Annotated in this window: 21 protein-coding genes; 18 read left to right on the forward strand and 3 right to left on the reverse strand. The window is 51.3% G+C overall.

Going from position 1 to position 21,387, the window contains the following annotated elements; all coding sequences use genetic code 11:
* Window positions 1–5: 5 nt before the first annotated feature.
* A complete protein-coding gene (locus ACRQU7_RS06795; protein WP_444644707.1) occupies window positions 6–665 on the forward strand; it encodes an HAD family hydrolase in 660 nt (219 codons plus the stop codon).
* A 36-nt stretch (window positions 666–701) separates the two neighbouring features.
* Here the strand turns inward: ACRQU7_RS06795 and ACRQU7_RS06800 are convergent, their stop codons facing one another.
* Window positions 702–1,475, reverse strand: a complete 774-nt coding sequence (locus ACRQU7_RS06800; RefSeq protein WP_444644709.1) for a hypothetical protein — start codon at window positions 1,473–1,475, stop codon at window positions 702–704.
* A gap of 226 nt (window positions 1,476–1,701) precedes the next feature.
* Between ACRQU7_RS06800 and ACRQU7_RS06805 the strand changes: the two genes are divergently transcribed.
* The 4 genes from ACRQU7_RS06805 to ACRQU7_RS06820 all read left to right on the forward strand — a co-directional run bounded on the left by ACRQU7_RS06805 (window position 1,702) and on the right by ACRQU7_RS06820 (window position 5,179).
* Complete coding sequence (locus ACRQU7_RS06805) at window positions 1,702–2,139, forward strand: YaiI/YqxD family protein (RefSeq protein WP_141828193.1); 438 nt, start codon at window positions 1,702–1,704, stop codon at window positions 2,137–2,139.
* Window positions 2,140–2,339: 200 nt separating this feature from the next.
* A complete protein-coding gene (locus ACRQU7_RS06810) occupies window positions 2,340–3,761 on the forward strand; it encodes an NAD(P)/FAD-dependent oxidoreductase (protein WP_141827717.1) in 1,422 nt (473 codons plus the stop codon).
* A gap of 115 nt (window positions 3,762–3,876) precedes the next feature.
* A complete protein-coding gene (locus tag ACRQU7_RS06815) occupies window positions 3,877–4,902 on the forward strand; it encodes a hypothetical protein (protein WP_444644712.1) in 1,026 nt (341 codons plus the stop codon).
* Between the two features lie 52 nt (window positions 4,903–4,954).
* A complete protein-coding gene (locus ACRQU7_RS06820) occupies window positions 4,955–5,179 on the forward strand; it encodes a helix-turn-helix domain-containing protein (protein WP_444644714.1) in 225 nt (74 codons plus the stop codon).
* Between the two features lie 15 nt (window positions 5,180–5,194).
* On the opposite strand, the gene ACRQU7_RS06825 is transcribed toward ACRQU7_RS06820, so the two are convergent.
* Together ACRQU7_RS06825 and ACRQU7_RS06830 are read right to left on the reverse strand one after the other, a co-directional pair.
* On the reverse strand, window positions 5,195–5,878 hold the full coding sequence (locus ACRQU7_RS06825; RefSeq protein WP_141827721.1) for an SGNH/GDSL hydrolase family protein: 684 nt from the start codon (window positions 5,876–5,878) through the stop codon (window positions 5,195–5,197).
* 105 nt (window positions 5,879–5,983) lie between these two features.
* On the reverse strand, window positions 5,984–6,979 hold the full coding sequence (locus ACRQU7_RS06830) for an asparaginase (protein WP_444644716.1): 996 nt from the start codon (window positions 6,977–6,979) through the stop codon (window positions 5,984–5,986).
* 186 nt (window positions 6,980–7,165) lie between these two features.
* On the opposite strand from ACRQU7_RS06830, the gene ACRQU7_RS06835 reads away from it, so the two are divergent.
* From ACRQU7_RS06835 to rbsK, 13 genes are all read left to right on the forward strand, one after another.
* Entirely contained in the window at window positions 7,166–7,861 is a 696-nt protein-coding gene (locus ACRQU7_RS06835) for a response regulator transcription factor (RefSeq protein ID WP_444645530.1), read from the forward strand.
* Window positions 7,858–8,862, forward strand: coding sequence for a sensor histidine kinase (locus ACRQU7_RS06840; protein WP_444644718.1), 1,005 nt, complete (start codon window positions 7,858–7,860; stop codon window positions 8,860–8,862). The genes ACRQU7_RS06835 and ACRQU7_RS06840 overlap by 4 nt, the downstream gene beginning before the upstream one ends.
* Before the next feature lie 104 nt (window positions 8,863–8,966).
* Window positions 8,967–9,734 (forward strand): ABC transporter ATP-binding protein, encoded by a 768-nt coding sequence (locus ACRQU7_RS06845; RefSeq protein ID WP_141827724.1) that lies wholly within the window; start codon window positions 8,967–8,969, stop codon window positions 9,732–9,734.
* Window positions 9,724–11,763, forward strand: a complete 2,040-nt coding sequence (locus ACRQU7_RS06850; RefSeq protein WP_444644721.1) for an FtsX-like permease family protein — start codon at window positions 9,724–9,726, stop codon at window positions 11,761–11,763. Before ACRQU7_RS06845 ends, ACRQU7_RS06850 begins: the two co-directional genes overlap by 11 nt.
* Window positions 11,764–12,000: 237 nt before the next feature.
* Window positions 12,001–12,714 (forward strand): DNA alkylation repair protein, encoded by a 714-nt coding sequence (locus ACRQU7_RS06855; RefSeq protein WP_444644723.1) that lies wholly within the window; start codon window positions 12,001–12,003, stop codon window positions 12,712–12,714.
* Window positions 12,715–13,380 carry a M48 family metallopeptidase gene (locus ACRQU7_RS06860; protein WP_444644725.1) on the forward strand — a complete coding sequence of 222 codons (666 nt, stop codon included), beginning with the start codon at window positions 12,715–12,717 and terminating at the stop codon, window positions 13,378–13,380. It abuts the gene before it with no gap.
* A gap of 72 nt (window positions 13,381–13,452) precedes the next feature.
* The gene (locus ACRQU7_RS06865) at window positions 13,453–14,688 is read left to right on the forward strand and encodes an aminopeptidase (protein ID WP_444644727.1); all 1,236 of its coding nucleotides are present in this window, start codon (window positions 13,453–13,455) and stop codon (window positions 14,686–14,688) included.
* Between the two features lie 303 nt (window positions 14,689–14,991).
* Window positions 14,992–15,225 carry a FeoA family protein gene (locus ACRQU7_RS06870; RefSeq protein ID WP_243122606.1) on the forward strand — a complete coding sequence of 78 codons (234 nt, stop codon included), beginning with the start codon at window positions 14,992–14,994 and terminating at the stop codon, window positions 15,223–15,225.
* Window positions 15,222–17,228 (forward strand): ferrous iron transport protein B, encoded by a 2,007-nt coding sequence (feoB, locus tag ACRQU7_RS06875; protein ID WP_444644729.1) that lies wholly within the window; start codon window positions 15,222–15,224, stop codon window positions 17,226–17,228. The genes ACRQU7_RS06870 and feoB overlap by 4 nt, the downstream gene beginning before the upstream one ends.
* Window positions 17,229–17,245: 17 nt before the next feature.
* Entirely contained in the window at window positions 17,246–17,395 is a 150-nt protein-coding gene (locus tag ACRQU7_RS06880) for a FeoB-associated Cys-rich membrane protein (RefSeq protein WP_141827729.1), read from the forward strand.
* Between the two features lie 135 nt (window positions 17,396–17,530).
* Complete coding sequence (locus ACRQU7_RS06885) at window positions 17,531–18,880, forward strand: APC family permease (protein WP_444644732.1); 1,350 nt, start codon at window positions 17,531–17,533, stop codon at window positions 18,878–18,880.
* Window positions 18,881–19,358: 478 nt separating this feature from the next.
* Window positions 19,359–20,384, forward strand: coding sequence for a LacI family DNA-binding transcriptional regulator (locus ACRQU7_RS06890; protein WP_444644734.1), 1,026 nt, complete (start codon window positions 19,359–19,361; stop codon window positions 20,382–20,384).
* Window positions 20,385–20,437: 53 nt separating this feature from the next.
* The gene (gene rbsK / locus ACRQU7_RS06895) at window positions 20,438–21,367 is read left to right on the forward strand and encodes a ribokinase (protein WP_444644736.1); all 930 of its coding nucleotides are present in this window, start codon (window positions 20,438–20,440) and stop codon (window positions 21,365–21,367) included.
* Window positions 21,368–21,387 lie beyond the last annotated feature (20 nt).

Consider the following 21,387-nt stretch of genomic DNA (forward strand, 5'->3'; position numbering starts at 1 on the left):
TACGCATGATTAAAGCAGTGGTACTGGATATGGACGGAACCATGTTCGACACCGAACGCCTTTCGATCGACGGATGGAAGAAAGCCGGCGAGGCGCTCGGGTGCGGCAATGTGATGGAATTGATTGAACAGGCGATGGGAATTACCGCCGCCGCTGAAAAAGAACTGTTTTTAACAAAATACGGCCCCGACTTTCCGTTTGAAGAATTCAGAAGGATCAGCGTGGATTACAGCAGGGACTATATCAAAGAGAACGGCGTCCCGGTAAAAGAGGGGCTGTTTGAACTGCTGGACTATCTGAAACGGGAAGGCTACAGAATCGCGGTCGCAACGTCCTCTTCACGCAGCAGCACCATGAGCCATTTTGAAAATACAAAGATAACCGGATACTTTGATCAGATCATTTGCGGCGACATGATTGAAAAAAGCAAGCCCGACCCCGATATTTATCTGAAAGCGGCCCAGGCGCTCCAGGTTCCCCCGCAGGAGTGCATGGCGCTGGAGGATTCTCCGAACGGAATTCTATCCGCTTACCGCGCGGGGATGAAAACCGTTATGATACCGGACACGGTTCCCGCAAATCCGGAGCTGGAGGAAATGCTCTTTGCGTGCGTCCCCACTCTCCGCGGCGTCATTCCGGTGCTGGATAACCTGAAAAAAGGATAAAAAAGCTGCCGCACAAGCGGCAGCTTTTTCGCGTGTTCAGCTCAGCCTTTCGATTTTGGTGATGGTAACGCTTCTGGTGTTGGAGCCGTCTATGGCGCCTTCATAATAGATTCTCAGCCTGCGCCCCAGCTGCAGACCCTTGCCGGAAGTATCCGCATCGGTTCCGTCCCTGAGGAAGGTGATCGAGCGGCCGTCGTCCGTCTTGATGGTAATGGTCTGCGTCATGATCTCTTCCAGCGTTCCTTCCACAGTGGAAATACCACTGGAGGAAGCATTCGCGTCCAGAATCTTGAACCGGTTGAGGACGTCGCTGTCCGGCAGAACCATACTGTTGAACAGGTCCGACTTTTCTCCTACTTCGTAAGGGGAGTTCTTCGGCAGAGTAAAGCAGTAAACAACGTCTTCCTTTGTTCCCAGATAAGTGGGTTTGGGATCAAGCGTTTCGCCCTTTGTTTTCTCCCACCAATCCTTTGAAACAAGGAAAATCGTAAGCAGTGAGCAGTTTTTGTCATTTTGAAAAAGAAAATCCACTTTTGTATATTTTGTGCCGCCGTCCGACATGGCTTCCGTAGTAACCACCGGGGTATAATTTTTATCCTCCCAGCTGTCGGGGACTGCAAGTGAAAAACTCAATTTGTCGTTTGTATAAAATTTCTGAACAGCACTGCTTTTTGCGTTGCTTTTGGCTCTGATTTCAGACGGGGCGGTTTCCGCAAGCATGACGGCGGGAGCTTCCGTTTTTGACGCGCATGCGGTCAGCAAAACCAGCAGAACCGATAGTAACGGTATGAAAAGCTTCAGTTTCCTCATAAATCTCCTCCATTCGGGCATAACTTTACAGCTACATCATATTCCGGGTGCTTGTAAAAGTCAATTATGATGTAAAAATTGTAATAATTCATTACAATTCTGTTATATTTTAATACAATCCATCAATCCATCTTTTGCGGTTTCGTGCTATAATAACCTCGTAGCGTAAAACGGGACGAAGCCCCGGCGCTGAGATTGGGAAATTTTAGAAGGCGGCGGTTATTTGATGAATATTTTGGTGGATGCCGATGCCTGCCCGGTCAAGGAAATTATTGTCCGGCTGGCGAAAAAACAGAAGGTGCCTGTCATCATGCTGACCGACACGAGCCATCTGCTCGACGACGGGTACAGCAAAGTAATTACGGTGGACAAGGGCCGTGACAGCGCGGATATCCGTCTGGTCAATCTGGCCGGGAGCGGGGACATTGTCGTCACTCAGGATTTCGGCGTGGCGGCGATGGCGCTTGCCAAGGGCGCAAAGGCGCTGAACCAAAACGGTATGGTCTACGACGATTCCAATATGGACCGTCTTTTGTTTGAACGCGCGCTCGGTCAGGAAATGCGCCGCGCGGGGGCAAGGAGCGGGAAGTTCAAAAAGAGAAGCAGGCAGGACGACGAATCGTTTGAGCGGGTCCTTTCACGCATGCTGGAAGAAAATATTTGACAAACGAAATGGATATGTTATAATACCATTGTTTTGCCTGAAGCAAAAAATCATATAGCAAATCCATTTCAGTTTGCGAGATAAAATACGTTTCTCCCTTGCCGAAGGCGGGGGGAGAAACGCAACCTTGTTTGCAGAATCCACTGGAAATGCTGTGGTTAAAAAATAGCGATTAACACGAATATTGTGAGGTTGAAAATATGTACGATTATGATTTGATTGTCATCGGTGCCGGCCCTGCCGGCATTTTTACGGCGCTGGAGATGGATAAGCTTGCGCCCGGGAAAAAAATGCTGGTGGTAGACAGCGGCAGCACGATTGACCGGCGCGCCTGCCCGGCGAGGACCTCCGGGCAGTGCGCCCACTGCAAAACCTGCAATATTATGAACGGCTGGGCCGGCGCCGGCGCTTTTTCGGACGGAAAGCTGTCCCTTTCTGAGGAAGTCGGCGGCAATATCACGGATTATATGCCGGTGCAAAAGGCGCGGGAGCTCATCCGCTACGCCGACGATATTTATCTGCATTACGGGGCTCCGGACAAGATTTTCGGAAAAAGCGACAAATTTGCGGAAAAGGTGTCCTATGAGGCGCGCAGGGAAAATATCCAGCTGATTCCCTGCCCGGTGCGCCATATGGGTACGGAATATTCCTTTGAAGTGCTGAGGGGCATGTACCGTTACCTTTCCGGCAGACCGAATTTCGAGTTCAGGGAACACACCACGGCGGATTCCATCTTTGTGGAAAACGGAAAAGCGGAGGGCGTGTGGCTGGTTGACCGTTCCGGCGAGCGCACCCTTGTCCGCGCACCCTACGTGGTGGCAGCGCCGGGACGCGGCGGCGCCGAGTGGCTGGCCCGCATTGCCCAGGAAAACAAGCTGGCCACCACCAACAACGAGGTCGACATCGGCGTGCGTGTGGAAGTACCGAACGCGGTGATGGACCACCTTACCAAGAACCTGTATGAGGCCAAACTGGTTTATTATTCGGATACGTTTGAAAATAAGGTGCGTACCTTCTGCATGAATCCGGGCGGCATTGTCAGCGAGGAGCATTACGACGGCGGCATCGGCGGGGGGATCGCGGTTGTAAATGGCCATTCCTACGCCGACGAAGACAAGCACAGCGAAAACACCAATTTTGCCATGCTGGTTTCCACCCGTTTTACGGAGCCGTTCAATCAGCCGATCGAGTACGGCCGGTATATCGCGCAGCTGGGGAACATGCTTACGGGCGGCGGCATTATGGTGCAGCGGCTGGGCGACCTTCTGATGGGAAGGCGCACGGACTATACCAGACTGAAAAAGTCCACAACGGTGCCCACCCTGAAAAACGCGGTGCCGGGCGATTTGTCCTTTGTGCTTCCTCACCGTCATCTGACCAGTATTGTGGAGTCGCTCCGCGCGTTTGACAAGCTGGCCCCGGGACTTTACTCCAAGAATACCCTGCTTTACGGGGTGGAGGTCAAGTTCTATTCCTCCAAGGTGTCGGTCAAAAAGAATTTTGAGACCGAAATCGAAAATCTGTACACCATCGGCGATGGCGCCGGTATTACCCGCGGGCTGATGCAGGCTTCCGTAACCGGCGTTGTGGTTGCGCGGGATATCGCGAACAAGCAAAACTGATTTTTTTAAAAGTTTGGAAAGCGGCAAACCCCTCCGGCGGGTTTGCCGCTTTTATGCATGTCTTAAAAATCCAATCATATAATGTGATAAACAATATTGGGGGGAGGACGTTTCATTGCCGGATTTTTCTTTGAACTATTTTATCGCTTCCAACAGCTCAAGGGGATATGTCAGCTTTTTTCAATCGAATTTCGGCCGCCTGAAAACGGTTGTCCGTCTCAGCGGTTATCCGTCCATCGTCGTGTCGGACATTGTGAGCGGGCTTTGCTCCGCCGCCCGTGACAGCGGCTGTCATGCGCAATTGATCCACAATTGTCTGGACAATTCCATGGAAGGGGTCATTATCCCGGAAAAAAACGCGGGAGTGATCAATTTTCCGCTTTACGGGGAAGAGGAATATCCCGTGGCGGCAATTCTCAATGACGACAATCTAAGCCAGACCCATGCCTGCCTGGCGGGCGCGGTCCGGCATTTTTCCGCCGCACGCGCCATCCATGACAAATGGGAGCAAATCTACGTTTCCAATATGGATTTCGACGCCGCCAACAGGCTGACGGCCCGGACAATTGAAAAAGTAATCGGAGAAAAAACATTGGGAAAAAAGGGGACGCAGGTTCACCGCTACTTCGGCGCGTCAACCGTGAACGGCGCTTATGATTACATTGACAATCTGACGGAGGACCTTGAAAAACGCTACTTTATGAAAGGCCGGCCCGGCACCGGAAAGTCGACTTTTCTGGGGAAAATCGCGGAGTATGCCGCAGCGGCGGGATTTGATACGGAAATTTACCACTGCGCGTTTGACCCGAACAGCCTGGATATGGTGATTCTGCGGGAGCTGAGTGTGGTCCTGTTTGACAGCACTTCCCCGCACGAATATTTTCCGTCCCGTCCGGACGACGAGGTCATCGATATCTACAAAGCCGCAGTCGCGGAGAAAACAGACGAAAAATACCGCACGGAAATCACGGCCATCATGATGGATTATAAGGCGGAAGTCGCAAAGGCGGCCAAACAATTGGCCCGCGCGAAACGATATTACGACGAAGTGCAAAAGGGAATCATTTCAAAAATCAGCGCGGAGGCGCTCGGCCTTGCCGAAAAGAAGATCAGGGATACGGTGTTCGCAAATAGTCCATAATGTCAATAGACAATCAAATCGTACTAAAGTATAATGCATTTGGTGATCATAAATGAAATTGAGAATCCGTGATATCAGAGAAGACCGTGACCTTACCCAAAAACAGATAGCCGACTACTTAATGTGCGATCAGTCCCTGTACTCCAAATACGAACGGGAGGAAAGGGAAATTCCACTGCACCTGCTTGTAAGACTTGCCCGGTATTATCGGGTGAGCGTGGATTACCTGGTTGGCCTGACCAATACAAAAACGCCTTATCCCGGAGAACGGGATTAGGCGTTTTTTTCTGTCTTATGCGTTTGCAAGTGCGTATTTTTCAATGGTCTGGCCGATCAGCCGGTGTCCGTTTTCATTGGGATGGATTCCGTCCTCGCAGATCAGATCCTGATAATTCCCGGTTTTCAGAAACGCGCTGCTGATGTCGATCAGCGGAACATGGTGAAGGATCGCCAGCCGGTTGACGGCAAGGTTATACATTTCGTGCCAGCGGTAGATAAATTCCACGTCGCCGAGCCAGCGGAGAATGTTTTCCGGGTTCAGCCCACGTGAAATCCAGTCAAAGTACCGTTTCGCGTCGATCGGCGGCAGGGAAAGCAGCACCGGTTTGCCGCCGCACGCTTTCACTTCGTCGATCATCTGGGAATAATATTCTTCAAATACGGAAACCGGGGTGTTTGGTACATGGCTGCTTTCCGGGGAAGCCGAGACCTCCGCCCAGTTGAAATCGCAGTCGTTTCCGCCGAATTCCAGTACCGTGTAGTCGTACCGGCCCAGCTCGGACATATGCTTTTTCAGTACCTCTCCGCCCTTTGTGACGGTACAGCCGAATTTTGAAAAGTTTTTGATGGCAATATGGCTGTTTTTCGCAATCATGCTGACAAAGCTGTCCTTTAACAGGGTGTATTTGTTACGGGCACTGTCAAACGCGATCCCTTTGGCCACGGAATCGCCGAATACACATACGGATTGAATCATAACAGCACTCCCTTTTGTAATTATAATAAATCTGTTATATAGTATTAAATACTATATAACATAATTGACCATATGTCAATATTATTACGCAAAGAGTGCAGAATATTATGTAAGGCTGATCTCTCCCACAAAATTTGTGGCAAAAATCTGCTTTATTTCCTCGGGTTTTTCTGTTTTGCCCAGCGCCCACATCAGCTTTGTGACAGCCGCTTCCGTCGTCATGTCGAATCCCTGGACGACTCCGCTCTGCAGCGCCTTCTGTCCGGTCTGATAAATGGTGAAGTCGCTCCGTTCGTACAGGCACTGGCTGCATACGACAACGGAAATGCTGCGCTCCACGATCTTTTGAAGCTGTGCGATCAAATCGCGGCGGATGAAATTCAGCCCGCCCGCGCCGAACGCTTCAATTACGATTCCCTTGTAGTTCATTTTCAGGAGCATGTCGAAAATTTCCGGGTTCAGGCCGGGGGTCAGCTTAATCAGAAAAACATCGGTGCAAAGCCGGTCTTCCAGAGAAAATCCGCCTTCCATTCGCGGCAGAATGCTTTGGTTGAACGTTAGGCCGCCCGCGTCGACGGTTGCGGCGGGGGGACAGTTGACGCTTTCAAAGGCGTCAAAGCCCGTGGTGCGCACCTTCACCGCCCTTGTCCCCAAAATGACCTTGCGGTCAAACGCAAGAAACACTCCCGGCCTTTTGGAACAGGCCATTGCAAAGGCGCAGCGCAGGTTTTCTGCGCCGTCCGTCAGGGGATGATTGATCGGCAGCTGGGAGCCGGTGATGACCACCGGAATGGGGATATTGCGCAGCATAAACGACAGCACGGAGGCGGTATACGCCATAGTGTCCGTGCCGTGGGTCAGAACGATTCCGTCATAGTTGCGGTATTCGCGGGCAATGGTGCGCGCAATGCACTGCCATTCCTCAGGCTGTATGTTGGAGCTGTCAAGCTGAAATAAATCTTCAACCGCAACGTCGTATTCGGCGGTAAGCCCGCCGATGAAGTCGGCCAGCTGCCGGCTGCTCAGCGACGGCGCAAGCCCTTCGTCCGTCGGTTCGGAGGCGATGGTTCCCCCGGTGGTAATCAGCAGTAATTGATTCATGGTAACACCCCGGTTATGTTGATGAGCATGATTTACAATATACTATCATTAATAGCATAGAAAGTAAATGAAGCGATCTCTAAAATCAGAGGCGTTCCCCAAGCTTTTTCGCGCAGTTTCTACAAAACCGCCCGATTGCTTCCCAACACGGAATGCTTTATAATGAAAATCAGAAAAATGGGACCAATGCTACTGAACGGAAAGGGCGGGATTTGCGTGTCCTCTGTTTTTATTGTGGAAGATGATGTGAAAATCAGACAGGAGCTGACAAGGCTCCTTGAAAAATACGGCTATACCTGTGCTTCGTCGGATGATTTTGCCCATATGCCGGAAGTGATCCTGAAGGAAAATCCACAGCTCGTGCTTCTGGATATCAACCTGCCGGTTTACGACGGGTACCATATCTGCCGGGAAATCCGGCGCAGCTCCCAGCTTCCCATTATCATCGTGACCAGCCGCGACAGCGACGTCGACGAACTGATGAGCATGAGTCTGGGCGCGGACGATTTTATCACGAAGCCCTACAATACGCAGATTCTGCTCGCGCGGATCGCCTCCGTTTTAAAGCGCGCTTATCCGTCCGAACCGGTCAGCATCCTTTCCCACCGGGGGCTGGAGCTCGACCTTTCCCGCGGGACCGCGCGTTTCGGGGAAAACGAGACGGAGCTTTCCAAAAACGAACTGCGCATCCTGCACGTGCTTCTGTGCAACCGGGGCCGTATCGTTTCCCGGGAGGAAATCATGAACGACCTGTGGCAGTCGGAGGAATTCGTGGACGACAACACGCTGACGGTCAACATCAACCGGCTGCGCAAAAAGCTGGACGGCATCGGCGTGCGCGATTATCTGACGACCAAACGGGGTCTGGGGTATCTGGTATGAGTGTGAAGAATTTTTTAGCGGATAAGGTTTATCATTTACTCTTTGTGGTGCTCACGGCCTTTTTCGCGGCCGCGCTGCTGTCCATTCTGAGAGTGGGCGCTTATGCCGCCCTTTTTGTTCCGCTGGTGTTTCTGGCGGGGGAAGCGGCTGCGCTGGCACTGGAATTTCTCAGAAAAAGGGAATTTTATAACGGAATGCTTCAAAACCTTGAAAAGCTGGACAAAAAATATCTGATTTCCGAAATGCTGGACGAGCCGTCCTTTCTTGAGGGAAAGCTGCTTTGCGAATGCGTAAAGACGGCCGGCAAGGCGATGAACGACGAGATCGCCGGGTACCGCCGCGCTTCCCGCGAATACCGGGAATATATCGAGGCGTGGGTGCACGAGGTCAAAACGCCGATTTCCTCCAGCAGGCTGATGATTGAAAACAATAAAAACGAGGTTACACTCAGCTTAAATGAGGAACTATCCAAAATAGAGAATTACGTGGAACAGGCGCTTTTCTATTCCAGAAGCAACCATGTGGAAAAGGATTACGTCATCAAAAGCACCACGCTGAAAGCGCTGGTCGGTTCGGCGCTCAAAAAGAATTCCGCCGCGCTGATCGAGAGCAGGACCCATGTGGAAACCTCCGCACTGGACAAAACGGTGTTTACCGACGGGAAGTGGACGGACTTCATTATCGGCCAGATTCTGATGAACTCCGTTAAGTACCGGAGCAGGGAGCCGGAAATCAAAATTTACGGGCTTCAAAATCCGAACAGCGTTACGCTGATGATTTCCGACAACGGGATCGGAATTTCGAAAAAGGACCTGGGCAGGGTGTTTGAAAAGGGTTTTACCGGCGAAAACGGCAGAACCGCCGCAAAATCGACCGGGATCGGACTGTATCTGTGCAAAAAGCTCTGCAATAAGCTGAACCTCGGCATCTCCATCGCGTCCACCGAGGGAAAGGGGACGCTGGTTTCCATCGTTTTCCCGAGAAGCAACATGTTTGAATGATTTTTCAAGCTTACAAAACTGTAAGTCTGCCGTAAGGGAAATCAATGGTTTGTTCCGTAAAATTGTATTATACTGTTAATACAATTTGAAAAGGAGAAAAACAGATGCAAAAAATTCTGACGGTTGAGAATGTTGAGAAATATTACGGAAATAAAGGCAATCTGACCAAAGCGGTGGACGATATCAGCTTTGAGGTGGAAAAAGGGGAATTCGTCGGCATCATGGGCGCTTCCGGCAGCGGAAAAACGACGCTGCTGAACTGCATTTCCACTATTGATTCCCCGACGGCCGGCCATATCATTATCGACGGAAAGGATATTACCCGGCTGAACTCCGCAAGGCTGTCCCGGTTCCGCCGCGAACAGCTCGGGTTTATCTTTCAGGACTTCAATCTGCTGGACACACTGACCGCGTATGAAAATATTGCGCTCGCGCTGACCATTATCAAAACCCCGGCGGGGGAAATCGACGTGCGCGTGCGTCAGGTCGCGAAAAAGCTGGAGATCGAGGATGTCCTGAAAAAGTATCCTTACCAGATGTCCGGCGGGCAGAAGCAGCGCGTCGCCTCGGCCCGCGCCATCGTTACCCAGCCCGCGCTGATTCTGGCGGATGAGCCCACCGGCGCGCTGGACTCCAAATCCTCCCGGATGCTGCTGGAAAGCTTTGAAACGCTCAACAGCAATCTGGAAGCGACCATCCTGATGGTCACGCACGACGCGTTTACCGCCAGCTACTGCCACCGGATCCTGTTTATCAAGGACGGCCGGATTTTCAACGAGCTGGTCCGCGGCGGCGATACCCGCAGGCAGTTCTTCAATAAGATTATTGAGGTCGTGACCCTGCTCGGAGGTGACAACGCCAATGTTCTCTAAGCTCGCTTTCAAGAATGTCACGAAAAGCATCCGCGACTTCACCGTCTATTTTTTGACCCTGACGTTCGGTGTAAGCCTGTTTTATGTTTTCAATTCCATCGATTCCCAGACCGCGCTGCTGGAGGTCAGCAAGGCGCAGGCGAGAATCATTGCATCGCTGATTACCATGATCGACTATGTGTCCGTTTTTATTTCCGTAATTCTGGGCTTCCTGGTCGTTTACGCGAACCAGTTCCTGATCAAACGCCGGAAAAAAGAGCTTGCCGTTTACATGACTCTCGGCATGGCGAAAGGCAAAATATCGCGCATTTTGATTCTGGAAACGATGATTATCGGCGTGTTTTCGCTTGCGGTGGGCCTGTTGGTCGGCGTGTTTGCCTCCCAGTGGCTTTCCGTTGTTACGGCGAAGCTGTTCGAGGTGGACATGAAAGCGTTTGTTTTTACGTTTTCCGCCCACGCGTTTTACAAGACCGTCCTGTATTTCGGAATCATCTTTCTGATCGTGATTGTCTTCAATACGATTGCGATCTCGCGGTATAAACTGATCGATCTGCTGAATGCTTCGAAGAAAAATCAAAAGCTGCGGTTTACGCATCTCTGGATTTCGGTGATCTTGTTTCTTTTGGCGCTTGTCTGCATCCTTACCGCCTATCGCCTGATTATCGATAACGGTATGTTGGAGGTGAACTCCCAGTTTACGGCGGCCATTGTTCTGGGCAGCGTCGGCACGCTGCTGTTCTTTATGTCCCTGTCCGGCTTTTTGCTCCGCGTGGTAAAGGCGAACAAAAGGCTGTATCTCAAAAACCTGAACATGTTCGTGCTGCGCCAGATCAATTCTAAAATCAATACGACCTTCGTCTCCATGTCCGTCATCTGCATCATGCTGCTGGTCACCATCGGGACGCTGTCCACGGGGATGGGACTTTCCGACGTGCTCAGCAAGGACCTGAAGGGCGCTACGCCGTATGACGCGACCTATACCTACTATTATTCGTATGGGGAGGACGAATTGAAGCGCAATGCGCTGGCGGATGATATCGCAGGGCAGATGATTGCCCATGGCGTCGATTTGGACGGACTGACCAGATCGTACGCACAGATGACTGTTTATTACACCGATCATCTGAAATACTCCGAGCTGTTCCTTCCCGGTGCGCCGTCACAGGGCAAGCTGATGGAAGGAAGCAAGGACGTTGCGGTGGTTTGCGTTTCGCAAAGCGACTACAACGCTGCCGCGAAGCTGCAGGGGAGGCCCACGGTTTCCCTGAAGGATGATGAATTCCTGATCAACTGCAACTACAGCGATATGAAGCCCGTGATCGAGTATTTTTTGAATCATAAGGGTACGGTTGTGCTGAACGGGAAAACGTTAAAGGCGCAGAGCCGCCGGTATCTGGATACCGCCTTCCAGACAAGCATGATGATGGCGGATCCCGGAACGCTGATTGTGCCGGACGCGCTGGCGGAAGGCCTGAAAAAAGAGATCACTTTTCTCAATCTCCAGTATAAAGACGGCGTTACCGACGAACAGTTCGTTGCAGCGGTCGAAAAGGTTTATCCCGAAGAATCGGCTGATGAGTCTTCCGCTCCATATCACACATCTCTTACCAAACAGCTGGTCTACGATCAGAGCACGGGGATCAAGACGATGATTTCGTATCTTGCGATCTATATCGGGCTCGTCTTCCTGATTACCAGCGCCGCCGTGCTTGCTCTGCAGCAGCTTTCCGAAGCCTCCGATAATCTGGAGCGCTATGGCCTGCTGAAACGGCTCGGCGCGGAGCAGAGGATGATCGATCATTCCCTGTTTGTCCAGATCGCCATCTATTTTATGCTTCCGCTTTCTCTTGCGGTCGTCCATTCGGCGGTCGGCATCTATGTCGCCAATTCGGTGGTGGTGCAGTTCGGCCACCTGGATATTTTGGGAAACACCCTCATTACCGCTGTGTTTTTCCTTGTTATTTACGGGGGCTATTTCCTCACGACCTATTTCGGCAGCAGGAGCATGATTCATCAAAGGCAGAACTGATATGATCATTCTTTTATTGGTTAAGCTGCTGCTCATTTATTTCCTTTCCGGCTGTGGAAGCTTTCTTTAAGCCCTTTCAGCCGCTGGCAAAAAAGTAGTTTTTCCTCCTTCTGGCTCCCTCTTTAAGGAGGCTGGCAGGCGAAGCTCTCAGCCGCCGGTCAAAATGACCGGCGGCTGTTGTCTTTCTTCCCAAAAGAATATATAATGGAATTACCAAATCACAGCAGGGGAAATGATATGAAAAACGATTTTGTATACACCGGTTATCCTTCGCTCTTGGAGCACCTTCTTTCGCTGGCCGACAAGCCGTACCGAGAGATGCAGTATAAAATTGTCCCCGGGGTGGAGCATATTCTCGGCGTGCGTATCCCGAAGCTGCGGGCGCTTGCAAAGCAGATCGGAAAGAGCGACTGGCGCGCCTGCCTTGCGGGGCTGCGGGACGCCTCCATGGAAGAAATCATGCTGCGCGGGTTTCTCATCGGCTATGCCAAAATGGATCAGGACGAGCTTTTCGCCCTGATCGCGGACTTTGTCCCGAGAATCAACAGCTGGGCGGTGTGCGACGGCTTTTGCTCCACTTTGAAAGCGGCGGCGAAGGACTGGGAAAGGCTGTTCGACTTTTTACAGCCGTATCTGCAAAGCGGCAGCGAATACGAGCTGCGCTTTGCTGTCATCATGCTGATGGATTATTTTATTACGGACGAAACCATCGATTCGGTTCTGAAAATTTACTACCGGGTGCGCCACGACGGCTATTATGTCAAGATGGGCGTAGCGTGGGCGCTGTCCGTCTGCTTTGTGAAATATCCGGAAAAGACCATGGCTTATCTGCGCACGGACGGCCTGGACGACTGGACCTACAACAAAACGCTGCAGAAAATCGTGGAATCCTTCCGTGTGGACGACCGGACCAAAGCGGTCATCCGGGGAATGAAACGCAGGGGGAAGTAAATGGAATATCAGCTGATCCGTTCCCGGCGCAAAACCATTGCCATCTGTGTGGACCGGGACGGCAACGTGACCGTCCGCGCCCCGCTGAGGGCCGCCCAGGGGATAATCGACCGCTTTATCTGTGAAAAGCAGGAATGGATAGAGGAGAAGTCCTCTCAGATGGCGGCGAACGCCGCGGCCCGGCAGGAATTCAGCGTTTCCCCGGGCTCGACGCTGCCGCTGATGGGGAAGGAATACCCGGTACTGCCCGGGGAACGCGTCGCTTTTGACGGGACAGGGTTCATCCTGCTGCAGGAAGCGTTTGAAACACTGAAACCGAAGCTTGTCCGCCTGTACCAGTCGATTGCGCTGGACGTCCTTTCGCGCAGGACGGAGGATTATGCCATGCGCACCGGCTTTCGGCCCTCGGGCGTGCGGATTGGCTCGGCGCGTACCTGCTGGGGCTCCTGCTCCGGAAAAAACCGCCTGAGCTATTCGTGGAAACTGATTCTTGTACCGCCGGAGCAGATCGATTATGTGATCGTCCATGAGCTTGCGCATACCGTCGAGCATAACCATTCTCCGCGCTTCTGGGCGCTGGTCGGGCAGATTTTGCCGGACTATCCGGCGAGGCGCAAACAGCTGAAAGCCTCCGCGCAGAAGCTGCAGCAGCAGGGATGGGATTGATTGCGGCCCCAATGGGTATAAACTGATTTGCAGCGGGAACATTGAACATCAATAAAGAAGGGGAGATTATTTATGGTAAAAGAGGAAATATTGCGCAAATATGCGCGCCTGGCAGTCTGTATGGGGGTCCATGTGCAGCCGGGGCAGCTTCTTGTCCTTACGTCGTCCGTCGAGTGTGCGTATTTTACCCGCCTGTGCGTGGAGGAAGCATACCGGGCGGGCGCCGGGGAAGTGCTTGTCCTTTGGAACGACGAAGCGGTGGCGAAGCTTGCCCTTCAGCATGAACGCACGGAAACGCTGGCCCGGATAGCTCCGTGGAAAATTGAGCAGAAGAGAAACTGCATCGACCAAAAATGCTGTTTCCTGTATGTCGAGTCCGCGACTCCCGGACTTCTGGCGAAGATTGACGGAAAGAAGCTTCAGACCGTCCGTATGGCCAAAGAAACCGCGTTTGAGCCGTTCGAATACTATACGATGGCGAACTACGGCCAGTGGTCCATCGTCGCGATTCCGACCGTCCCGTGGGCGAAAAAAGTCTTTCCGGGCCTCAGCGACGAAAAGGCCCTTGCTGCGCTGTGGGACGCGGTTCTCACAAGCGTCCGGATTGCGGAGGACAACGACCCGGTCGCCGAGTGGGAACGGCACAATGAGGAGCTCAGTCATCACTGCGAGTTAATGAACGGGTTCCGTTTTAAATCCCTCCATTTTAAAAACGGAATGGGAACGGACCTGACGGTTGGACTTGTGAAAGATCACATCTGGGCGGGCGGCTGTGACAAGGCGAAAAACGGCGCGGTTTTCAATCCGAATATGCCGACCGAGGAAGTTTTTACCATGCCGGATAAATACAGAGTGGACGGCCGCGTATACGCCACAAAGCCGCTGAGCTACCAGGGCAAGCTGATCGAAAATTTCCATCTGGATTTTCAGGACGGAAAGGTAATCGGTTTTCAGGCGGAAAAGGAACAAGACACCCTGAAAAATCTGATCGGCTTCGACGAGGGCAGCTGTTACCTCGGCGAAGTGGCGCTGATTCCGTACGACTCGCCCATTTCACGGCTGGGGATTCTGTTCCTGAACACGCTCTTTGACGAAAACGCTTCCTGTCATCTGGCGCTCGGCGCTTCCTATCCGGACAATCTGAAAAACGGCGCGGAATTAAAGCGGGAGGAACGGGAAAAGCTCGGCTCCAACTATTCCAAAATCCACTGCGATTTTATGTTCGGAAGCGCGGATATGGAGATTACCGGTACCACATGGGACGGAAAACAGATCGCTGTGTTCCGGAACGGAAATTTCATCATATAATACAGCATTTTCAATTGATTCTGCAACGGGGTTACGTTCCTCCCCGCCGAAGGTGGGGAGGAACGTGTTTTGTCTCACAATATGAAAAAGCGGTTCGCTGTTGCGGCCGCTTTTTTGCGCCTTAAAGCAAAAAAGCGAGGGAAGGAATGCGGGAATCTGTTTTTGAAAAACATTTAACAATTAGCCACGCTTTCCTTGACAAATCCCATTGTACAGACTAAAATATTATATGTTAGCAGAGGCTAACATATAATGCTTGAGGAGCATCACAAGTAAATAAGAAATCAGATGATGGAGGCTCTTATGACCTTAAATGAACTGCAGATCGGCCGTAAATCAAAGATTGTTGAAGTCAGGGGTGAGGGCGCGCTGCGGCGCAGGCTGTTGGATATGGGACTGACTCCTCACACGGAGGTGATGGTGAGAAAGGTTGCGCCGATGGGCGATCCGATTGAAATCCATCTTCGAGGCTACGAACTGACCATTCGGATTGAGGATGCAAAAAAGATTGAAGTGGAAGGGACGTTAAGCCGATGATTTTTGCGTTAGCCGGGAACCAGAACAGCGGGAAAACAACGCTGTTCAACCAGCTCACCGGTTCCAACCAGCATGTGGGAAATTTTCCGGGGGTTACGGTTGAGAGAAAGGACGGGGTCATCCGCGGGCACCGCGACGTGACGGTGGTGGACCTTCCGGGCATCTATTCTCTTTCCCCTTATACCAGTGAAGAAATTGTCACCCGAGACTTTATACTGAACAACCATCCGGACGGGATTATCAATATCGTGGACGCAACCAATGTTGAGCGCAATCTTTACCTGAGCATGCAGCTGATTGAGCTGAATCTTCCCATGGTAATTGCTTTAAATATGATGGATGAGGTCCGCGCCAACGGCGGGACCATTATTATAGAGAAATTTCAAAAAGAACTCGGCGTGCCGGTCGTTCCCATTTCCGCCAGCAAGAATGAAGGGATCGACGAGCTGATTGAAACGGCGATCAGCACCGCCGCAGCAAAGCAGAAACCGAGGCGCCAGGACTTTTGCACCGGCGCAGTACATAGAGCGATTCATTCCGTGGCCCATCTGGTGGAGGATCACGCCGAACGGATCGGCGTACCTCCGCGCTTTGCGGCGACGAAGCTGGTCGAGGGCGACGATCCCATGATGAACGCGTTGGGCCTTTCGGACAACGAAAAGGATATGGTGGGCCACAGCGTAACGGAAATGGAGCGGGAGCTCGGTACCGACAGGGAAGCCGCCCTGGCGGATATGCGCTACACGTTTATCGAAGGACTGTGCAAGGATTCCGTCGTAAAAATAGGGGAATCCAAAGAACACCGGCGCAGTGTGGCGATCGACGAAATCCTGACGCACAAATATCTCGCGATTCCGATTTTCCTTGCGATTATGATGCTGGTGTTTTACCTGACCTTCGGGGTGATCGGCAGCGCGCTGAGCGACCTTCTTTCCCTTGCCATCGACTTCGTTACCGAAGTCGTCAGCGCGGGCCTGACCGCGTACGGCATCAACCCGGTCGTGCATTCGCTTCTGATCGACGGCGTATTCGCCGGGGTCGGCAGCGTGCTTTCGTTTTTACCCATCATCGTGGTGCTGTTCTTTTTCCTTTCCATTCTGGAGGACAGCGGGTATATGGCCCGGGTCGCCTTTGTCATGGATAAGCTGCTGCGCAAGATCGGGCTTTCGGGCCGCAGCTTTGTGCCGATGCTGATCGGGTTCGGCTGCTCCGTTCCCGCCATCATGGCGACCCGTACTCTTTCCAGTGAACGCGACCGCAAAATGACCATCCTTCTGACGCCCTTTATGAGCTGCAGCGCAAAGCTGCCGATTTACGCGATGTTTACTGTCGCGTTCTTCCCGAAGCACCGTGCCCTGGTGATGATTGCCCTTTATGTTACCGGTATCCTCGTCGGCATTATCAGCGGTCTGATCCTGAAAAGCACGCTTTTCCACGGGAAACCGGTGCCGTTTGTCATGGAACTGCCGAACTATCGCCTTCCCAGTGCGAAAAGTGTTGCACTGCTGATGTGGGATAAGGCAAAGGATTTTTTAACGCGTGCATTTACCGTTATCTTTGTGGCAACGATTATCATATGGTTTCTTCAGACCTTTGACACGCGCTTCAATGTGGTGGCCACAAGCGCCGACAGCATGCTCGCCGGCGTCGGCAAGGTGATCGCGCCGCTGTTTGCTCCGCTCGGCTTTACCGACTGGCGTGTTTCCACCGCTTTGATTACCGGCTTTACCGCCAAAGAAGCGGTGGTCAGTACGCTTGCGGTTCTGACCGGAACCAGTGTTTCCAATCTGCCCGCGGCGCTGTCCCAGCTTTTTACCCCGCTGACCGCGTGGTCGTACCTGACCTTTACGCTGCTTTATACGCCCTGTGTTGCGGCAATCAGCGCCGTCCGGCGTGAAATGAACAGCTCGAAAAATGCGGTGGCCATGGTGCTTTACCAGACGGGCGTCGCCTGGATCGTGGCATTTTTTGTCTATCATATCGGCCTTTTGATTTGCCGCTGACGGCGGAAGGGAGCATTATGCAGCTGATTGATTATGCGATTCTGGCGGTGATCGCCGTATTGCTTGTGTTCGCAATCCGGTATTCCTACCGGCACAGAAAGGAATGCTGCGGCGACTGCAGCCGGTGCTCATCCTGCCATTCCTGTACCAGAAAGAATAAAAAATAGGGTTTTATCTCTCCTTTGCCTTCCCGGCAAAAGAGAGATTTTTTCTTGCTCAGACACTATTCAAATGCATTGCGCTGTGATAGAATAGAAACGCTGCAATCAGGCAGGAAAATTGGTTTGGGGAGATAATAATATATGGAACAGACAAGGCACCATTACGGACTATTTACTACGGTAACCATGATTATCGGTATTTGCATCGGCTCTGGAATTTTCTTTAAGAGCGACAATATTCTGGCGGCTACCGGAGGAAGCGTCCCGCTTGGTGTGCTTGTTTTCGTGCTGGGTGCGACCAGCATCATTTTCGGGGGGCTCTGTATCAGCGAGCTGGCCTCCCGCACCGACCGCCCGGGCGGGGTCATCACGTATGTGGAGGAATTCGCGAGCGAAAGGCTCGCCTGCGGGATGGGGTGGTTCCAGATTTTTGTGTATCTGCCCACCATTGCCGCGGTTGTTTCGTGGGTGGTCGGCATTTACATCTGCCTTTTGTTCGGATGGGAAGGCACACTGGAAAATCAAATGCTGATCGGCTTTCTCTTTTATACGCTGAACTTTATGATGAATTCCCTGTCCGCCAGACTGGGCGGCGGGTTCCAGAATTTTTCCACCATCAGCAAGATGCTTCCTCTGGCCGTCATTGCGGTATGCGGCCTGTTTTTCGGCAATCCCGCCAAAGGGTTTCAAAGCATTGCCCCCAGTACCCTGGGGGGAGCGGCCTGGCTTTCCGCCATTGGGCCGATCGCCTATTCCTTTGACGGCTGGTCCATTTCCACTTCCATTGCGCCGGAAATCCGCGATTCCAAAAAGAACCTGCCCCGCGCGCTGATTATTGCGCCGGTCATTATCCTGATTACCTATGTCGCATATTTTATCGGCGTTTCCAGCCTGCTGGACCCTCAGAAAATCGTCGCGCTGCAGGACGCCCATGTCTATACGGTCGCCAAAAATCTGTTCGGCGGTTTCGGCGCGCAGCTGGTGCTGATTTTCGTTATTATTGCGGTAATGGGTACGGCAAACGGCATTATTCTGGGTTATATCCGCCTTCCGTACTCTATGGCCCTGCGGGGGGAAGGGATGTTCCCGCTTTCGGACAAGCTCTCAAAGCTGGACGAAAAACACGGGATGCCGGTGAATTCCGCAATCTTCTGCTATGTTATCACCACATTCTGGGCGGCAATCCATTTTATCACCGTCAAATTCGCACTGCTCCCCAATTCGGATGTTTCTGAAATCGCTATCGTTATGAGCTATATTTTTTATATTATTCTGTACTACAAGGTGTTTGCGCTTTACCGCGCGGGAGAAATCAAAAGTGCTTTCCGCGGGGTCGCCGTTCCCATTCTGGCGACGCTCGGCTCCCTCTTCATTCTTTCGGGCGGCCTGCAGAGCAAGCTTTTCTTCCTGTACGCGGCGTTCTGCATTCTGGTGGTGCTGGCCGCTCTGCTTTATTACCGCAGGCACCATTTATCCGTTTCACAAAATTGAATGGATTTCCTGAAAGGCAGGGGTTTATGTACGGCATACAATCGCCTGCCTTTCAAACCGATGATAGCAAAAGGGCTCGGAACAATCATTGTTCTGAGCCCTTTTGCTATGGATCAGCAGAGACCTGTTTGGTCCCTGAATATATGAAAGGGATTCCATAAAAGCGTTTGAATTCATTGAAATTTTGCTCTTCTGGTTGATCTTTGTGCCTGACAAAGCTCTCCTTTTATGTCAGGATTCTTTAAATGGATCTGATATTAAAGCCCTGATTTCAGATATGAAACAAATATAATGAAATCGCTTCCATTATTTAAATTGCTTAATTATTTTTTATATTATTGGATAATATTATAATTGATATCTAAAAATTATTAAGATATAATAAAGCCACACTAAGAGATGAACTGATTAATCTACAATTTTATGAAACCAGTTTTATAAATTTTCTGCAAAATCTTTGCGAAAGGTGTATTGGCCATTGCTTACAATAAAAGACATTGCAAAAATAGCAAAAGTATCCCCTGCAACGGTTTCCAGAGTTATCAATAACAGCGGCTATGTAAAGATGGAAACCAGAACCATTGTGGAGGAAACTATCCGCGAAAACGGATATGTCCCCAACGTTCTGGCAAGAAATCTGAGTAAAAATGAAACAAATACCATCGGCGTTGTGGTACCGGATATCAACAATCCGTTTTTTGGCGAGGTCATCAAGGGAATTACAGTGAAAGCGGAGAAGTCCAACCTGAATATTCTGCTCTGCGACACCAACGAGCGCGAAGAGAATGAGCGGCGTTCACTGAAAATGCTGAAAGGGCAGAAGCTGAAGGGAATCATTATCACGCCAACCTCAGACGCCAATGAATTCAATGCGGAATATCTGAAATTTATGGAAAGCATCGGCATTCCCATTGTCCTGATCGACAGAGATGTGAAGCATTCCAAATTTGACGGCGTGTTTATTGATAATATTGCTGGCACCTTTGAGGGAATGCAGGCGCTGATTCAGAACGGACACCGGCGGATCGCCATTATCGCGGGCCCCAAGACTTCCAAGCCGGGACGCGACCGTCTCAGGGGGTACAAACAGGCCCTCGAAGCCTATCAGATTCCTTTGGATGAAAACCTGATTTTCTACGGCGATTTCAGGCTTGAAAGCGGATATGAAATCACGAAGAAAATATTTTCCATGTCACCGCTTCCCACCGCTATTTTTTCTTCCAACAATATGATGACGCTTGGGTGCATTAAATATCTGAATGAAACCGGGAAGAAAATCGGGGAAGATATTTCATTGCTTGGGTTCGATGAAATTGAAATGCTGAATATTCTCAATATCAAGATATCGGTGATCGACCGTCCCACTTTTGCCATGGGTGAAGTGGCCATTACACTGCTGATGGAAAAACTGGAATCCGGCAAGAATACGGATAACATCCAGCGGACCATTCTGATGCCGAAACTGATTCTGCGTGGTTCCGAAAAATTAAAAGGGCTCAGCTGATTTTTTATGCCGTGATGTGGAACCGGTTACATATTTTTAATGGAGGAATGATTATGAAACAGCAGCACATTACCGTATTCGGAAGCTTTGTTGTTGATTTGATGTCCAGAGCGCCTCATCTGCCCGTACCCGGAGAGACTGTAAAAGGGTCGATGTTCCGGATCGGACCCGGCGGAAAAGGCTTCAATCAGGGGGTCGCGGCCAAGAAAGCCGGCGCGGATGTCACAATGGTGACAAAAATCCGGCACGATACCTTCGGTAATATTGCACTGAATACGATGAAGGAACTGGATATGGATGCAAGCCATGTGTTTTTTTCGGAAAAAAGTGAAACCGGTGCCGCATTGATCATGGTGGATGAAGTGACCAGCCAGAACGCAATCATGGTTACGCTGGGTGCATGTTCCGAAATTACGAAGGAAGACGTGGACTCCATTGAAGAAATCGTCAAAAATTCGGGGTATCTTTTAACGCAGCTGGAAACCAACGTGGATGCCGTGGAGCGTGTCGTGGACATGGCGCACCGTTACGGTGTGACCGTTGTTTTCAATACGGCTCCCGTACAGCCGATCAGCGACGAGCTTCTGAGAAAGGTCGATATTATTACGCCCAATGAGGTGGAAGCGGAAATTCTGACAGGCATTAAGGTTGACAGCGAGGAAAACGCACAGAAAGCGGCAGAGTATTTCTTCGGCAAAGGAGTAAAAACCGTTGTCATCACCCTTGGAAAACGGGGCGTGTTCGTTTCAACAGCTCAAAAGCACGGAATTCTTCCCGTACCCAAGGTGGATGTGCTTGACACTACGGGCGCGGGCGACGCCTTCAACGGAGCGCTGGTTGCGTCTCTTGCGGAGGGCAAGGATATCTGGGAAGCCTGCGGGTTTGCAAACGCGGCGGCGTCCATTTCCGTCACACGGATGGGGACGACTCCCTCCATGCCCGTGCGCGGCGAGATCGATAAGTTCTTATCAGAACATAAATAAAGCAAACGTCCTGAAAACAG

The organism is Caproiciproducens puteiluti (genome assembly GCF_052442865.1).
GTDB lineage: Bacteria > Bacillota > Clostridia > Oscillospirales > Acutalibacteraceae > Caproiciproducens.

What these genes read in the sequence shown, in the direction of transcription:
- ACRQU7_RS06880 (WP_141827729.1), top strand. Translation starts at nt 17,246, where the DNA reads ATGCAGCTGATTGATTATGCGATTCTGGCGGTGATCGCCGTATTGCTT.
- ACRQU7_RS06850 (WP_444644721.1), top strand. Translation starts at nt 9,724, where the DNA reads ATGTTCTCTAAGCTCGCTTTCAAGAATGTCACGAAAAGCATCCGCGAC.
- ACRQU7_RS06860 (WP_444644725.1), top strand. Translation starts at nt 12,715, where the DNA reads ATGGAATATCAGCTGATCCGTTCCCGGCGCAAAACCATTGCCATCTGT.
- ACRQU7_RS06820 (WP_444644714.1), top strand. Translation starts at nt 4,955, where the DNA reads ATGAAATTGAGAATCCGTGATATCAGAGAAGACCGTGACCTTACCCAA.
- ACRQU7_RS06885 (WP_444644732.1), top strand. Translation starts at nt 17,531, where the DNA reads ATGGAACAGACAAGGCACCATTACGGACTATTTACTACGGTAACCATG.
- ACRQU7_RS06840 (WP_444644718.1), top strand. Translation starts at nt 7,858, where the DNA reads ATGAGTGTGAAGAATTTTTTAGCGGATAAGGTTTATCATTTACTCTTT.
- ACRQU7_RS06825 (WP_141827721.1), bottom strand. Translation starts at nt 5,878, where the DNA reads ATGATTCAATCCGTATGTGTATTCGGCGATTCCGTGGCCAAAGGGATC.
- ACRQU7_RS06870 (WP_243122606.1), top strand. Translation starts at nt 14,992, where the DNA reads ATGACCTTAAATGAACTGCAGATCGGCCGTAAATCAAAGATTGTTGAA.
- ACRQU7_RS06795 (WP_444644707.1), top strand. Translation starts at nt 6, where the DNA reads ATGATTAAAGCAGTGGTACTGGATATGGACGGAACCATGTTCGACACC.
- ACRQU7_RS06855 (WP_444644723.1), top strand. Translation starts at nt 12,001, where the DNA reads ATGAAAAACGATTTTGTATACACCGGTTATCCTTCGCTCTTGGAGCAC.
- ACRQU7_RS06810 (WP_141827717.1), top strand. Translation starts at nt 2,340, where the DNA reads ATGTACGATTATGATTTGATTGTCATCGGTGCCGGCCCTGCCGGCATT.
- ACRQU7_RS06830 (WP_444644716.1), bottom strand. Translation starts at nt 6,979, where the DNA reads ATGAATCAATTACTGCTGATTACCACCGGGGGAACCATCGCCTCCGAA.
- feoB (WP_444644729.1), top strand. Translation starts at nt 15,222, where the DNA reads ATGATTTTTGCGTTAGCCGGGAACCAGAACAGCGGGAAAACAACGCTG.
- ACRQU7_RS06805 (WP_141828193.1), top strand. Translation starts at nt 1,702, where the DNA reads ATGAATATTTTGGTGGATGCCGATGCCTGCCCGGTCAAGGAAATTATT.
- ACRQU7_RS06835 (WP_444645530.1), top strand. Translation starts at nt 7,166, where the DNA reads ATGCTACTGAACGGAAAGGGCGGGATTTGCGTGTCCTCTGTTTTTATT.
- rbsK (WP_444644736.1), top strand. Translation starts at nt 20,438, where the DNA reads ATGAAACAGCAGCACATTACCGTATTCGGAAGCTTTGTTGTTGATTTG.
- ACRQU7_RS06845 (WP_141827724.1), top strand. Translation starts at nt 8,967, where the DNA reads ATGCAAAAAATTCTGACGGTTGAGAATGTTGAGAAATATTACGGAAAT.
- ACRQU7_RS06865 (WP_444644727.1), top strand. Translation starts at nt 13,453, where the DNA reads ATGGTAAAAGAGGAAATATTGCGCAAATATGCGCGCCTGGCAGTCTGT.
- ACRQU7_RS06800 (WP_444644709.1), bottom strand. Translation starts at nt 1,475, where the DNA reads ATGAGGAAACTGAAGCTTTTCATACCGTTACTATCGGTTCTGCTGGTT.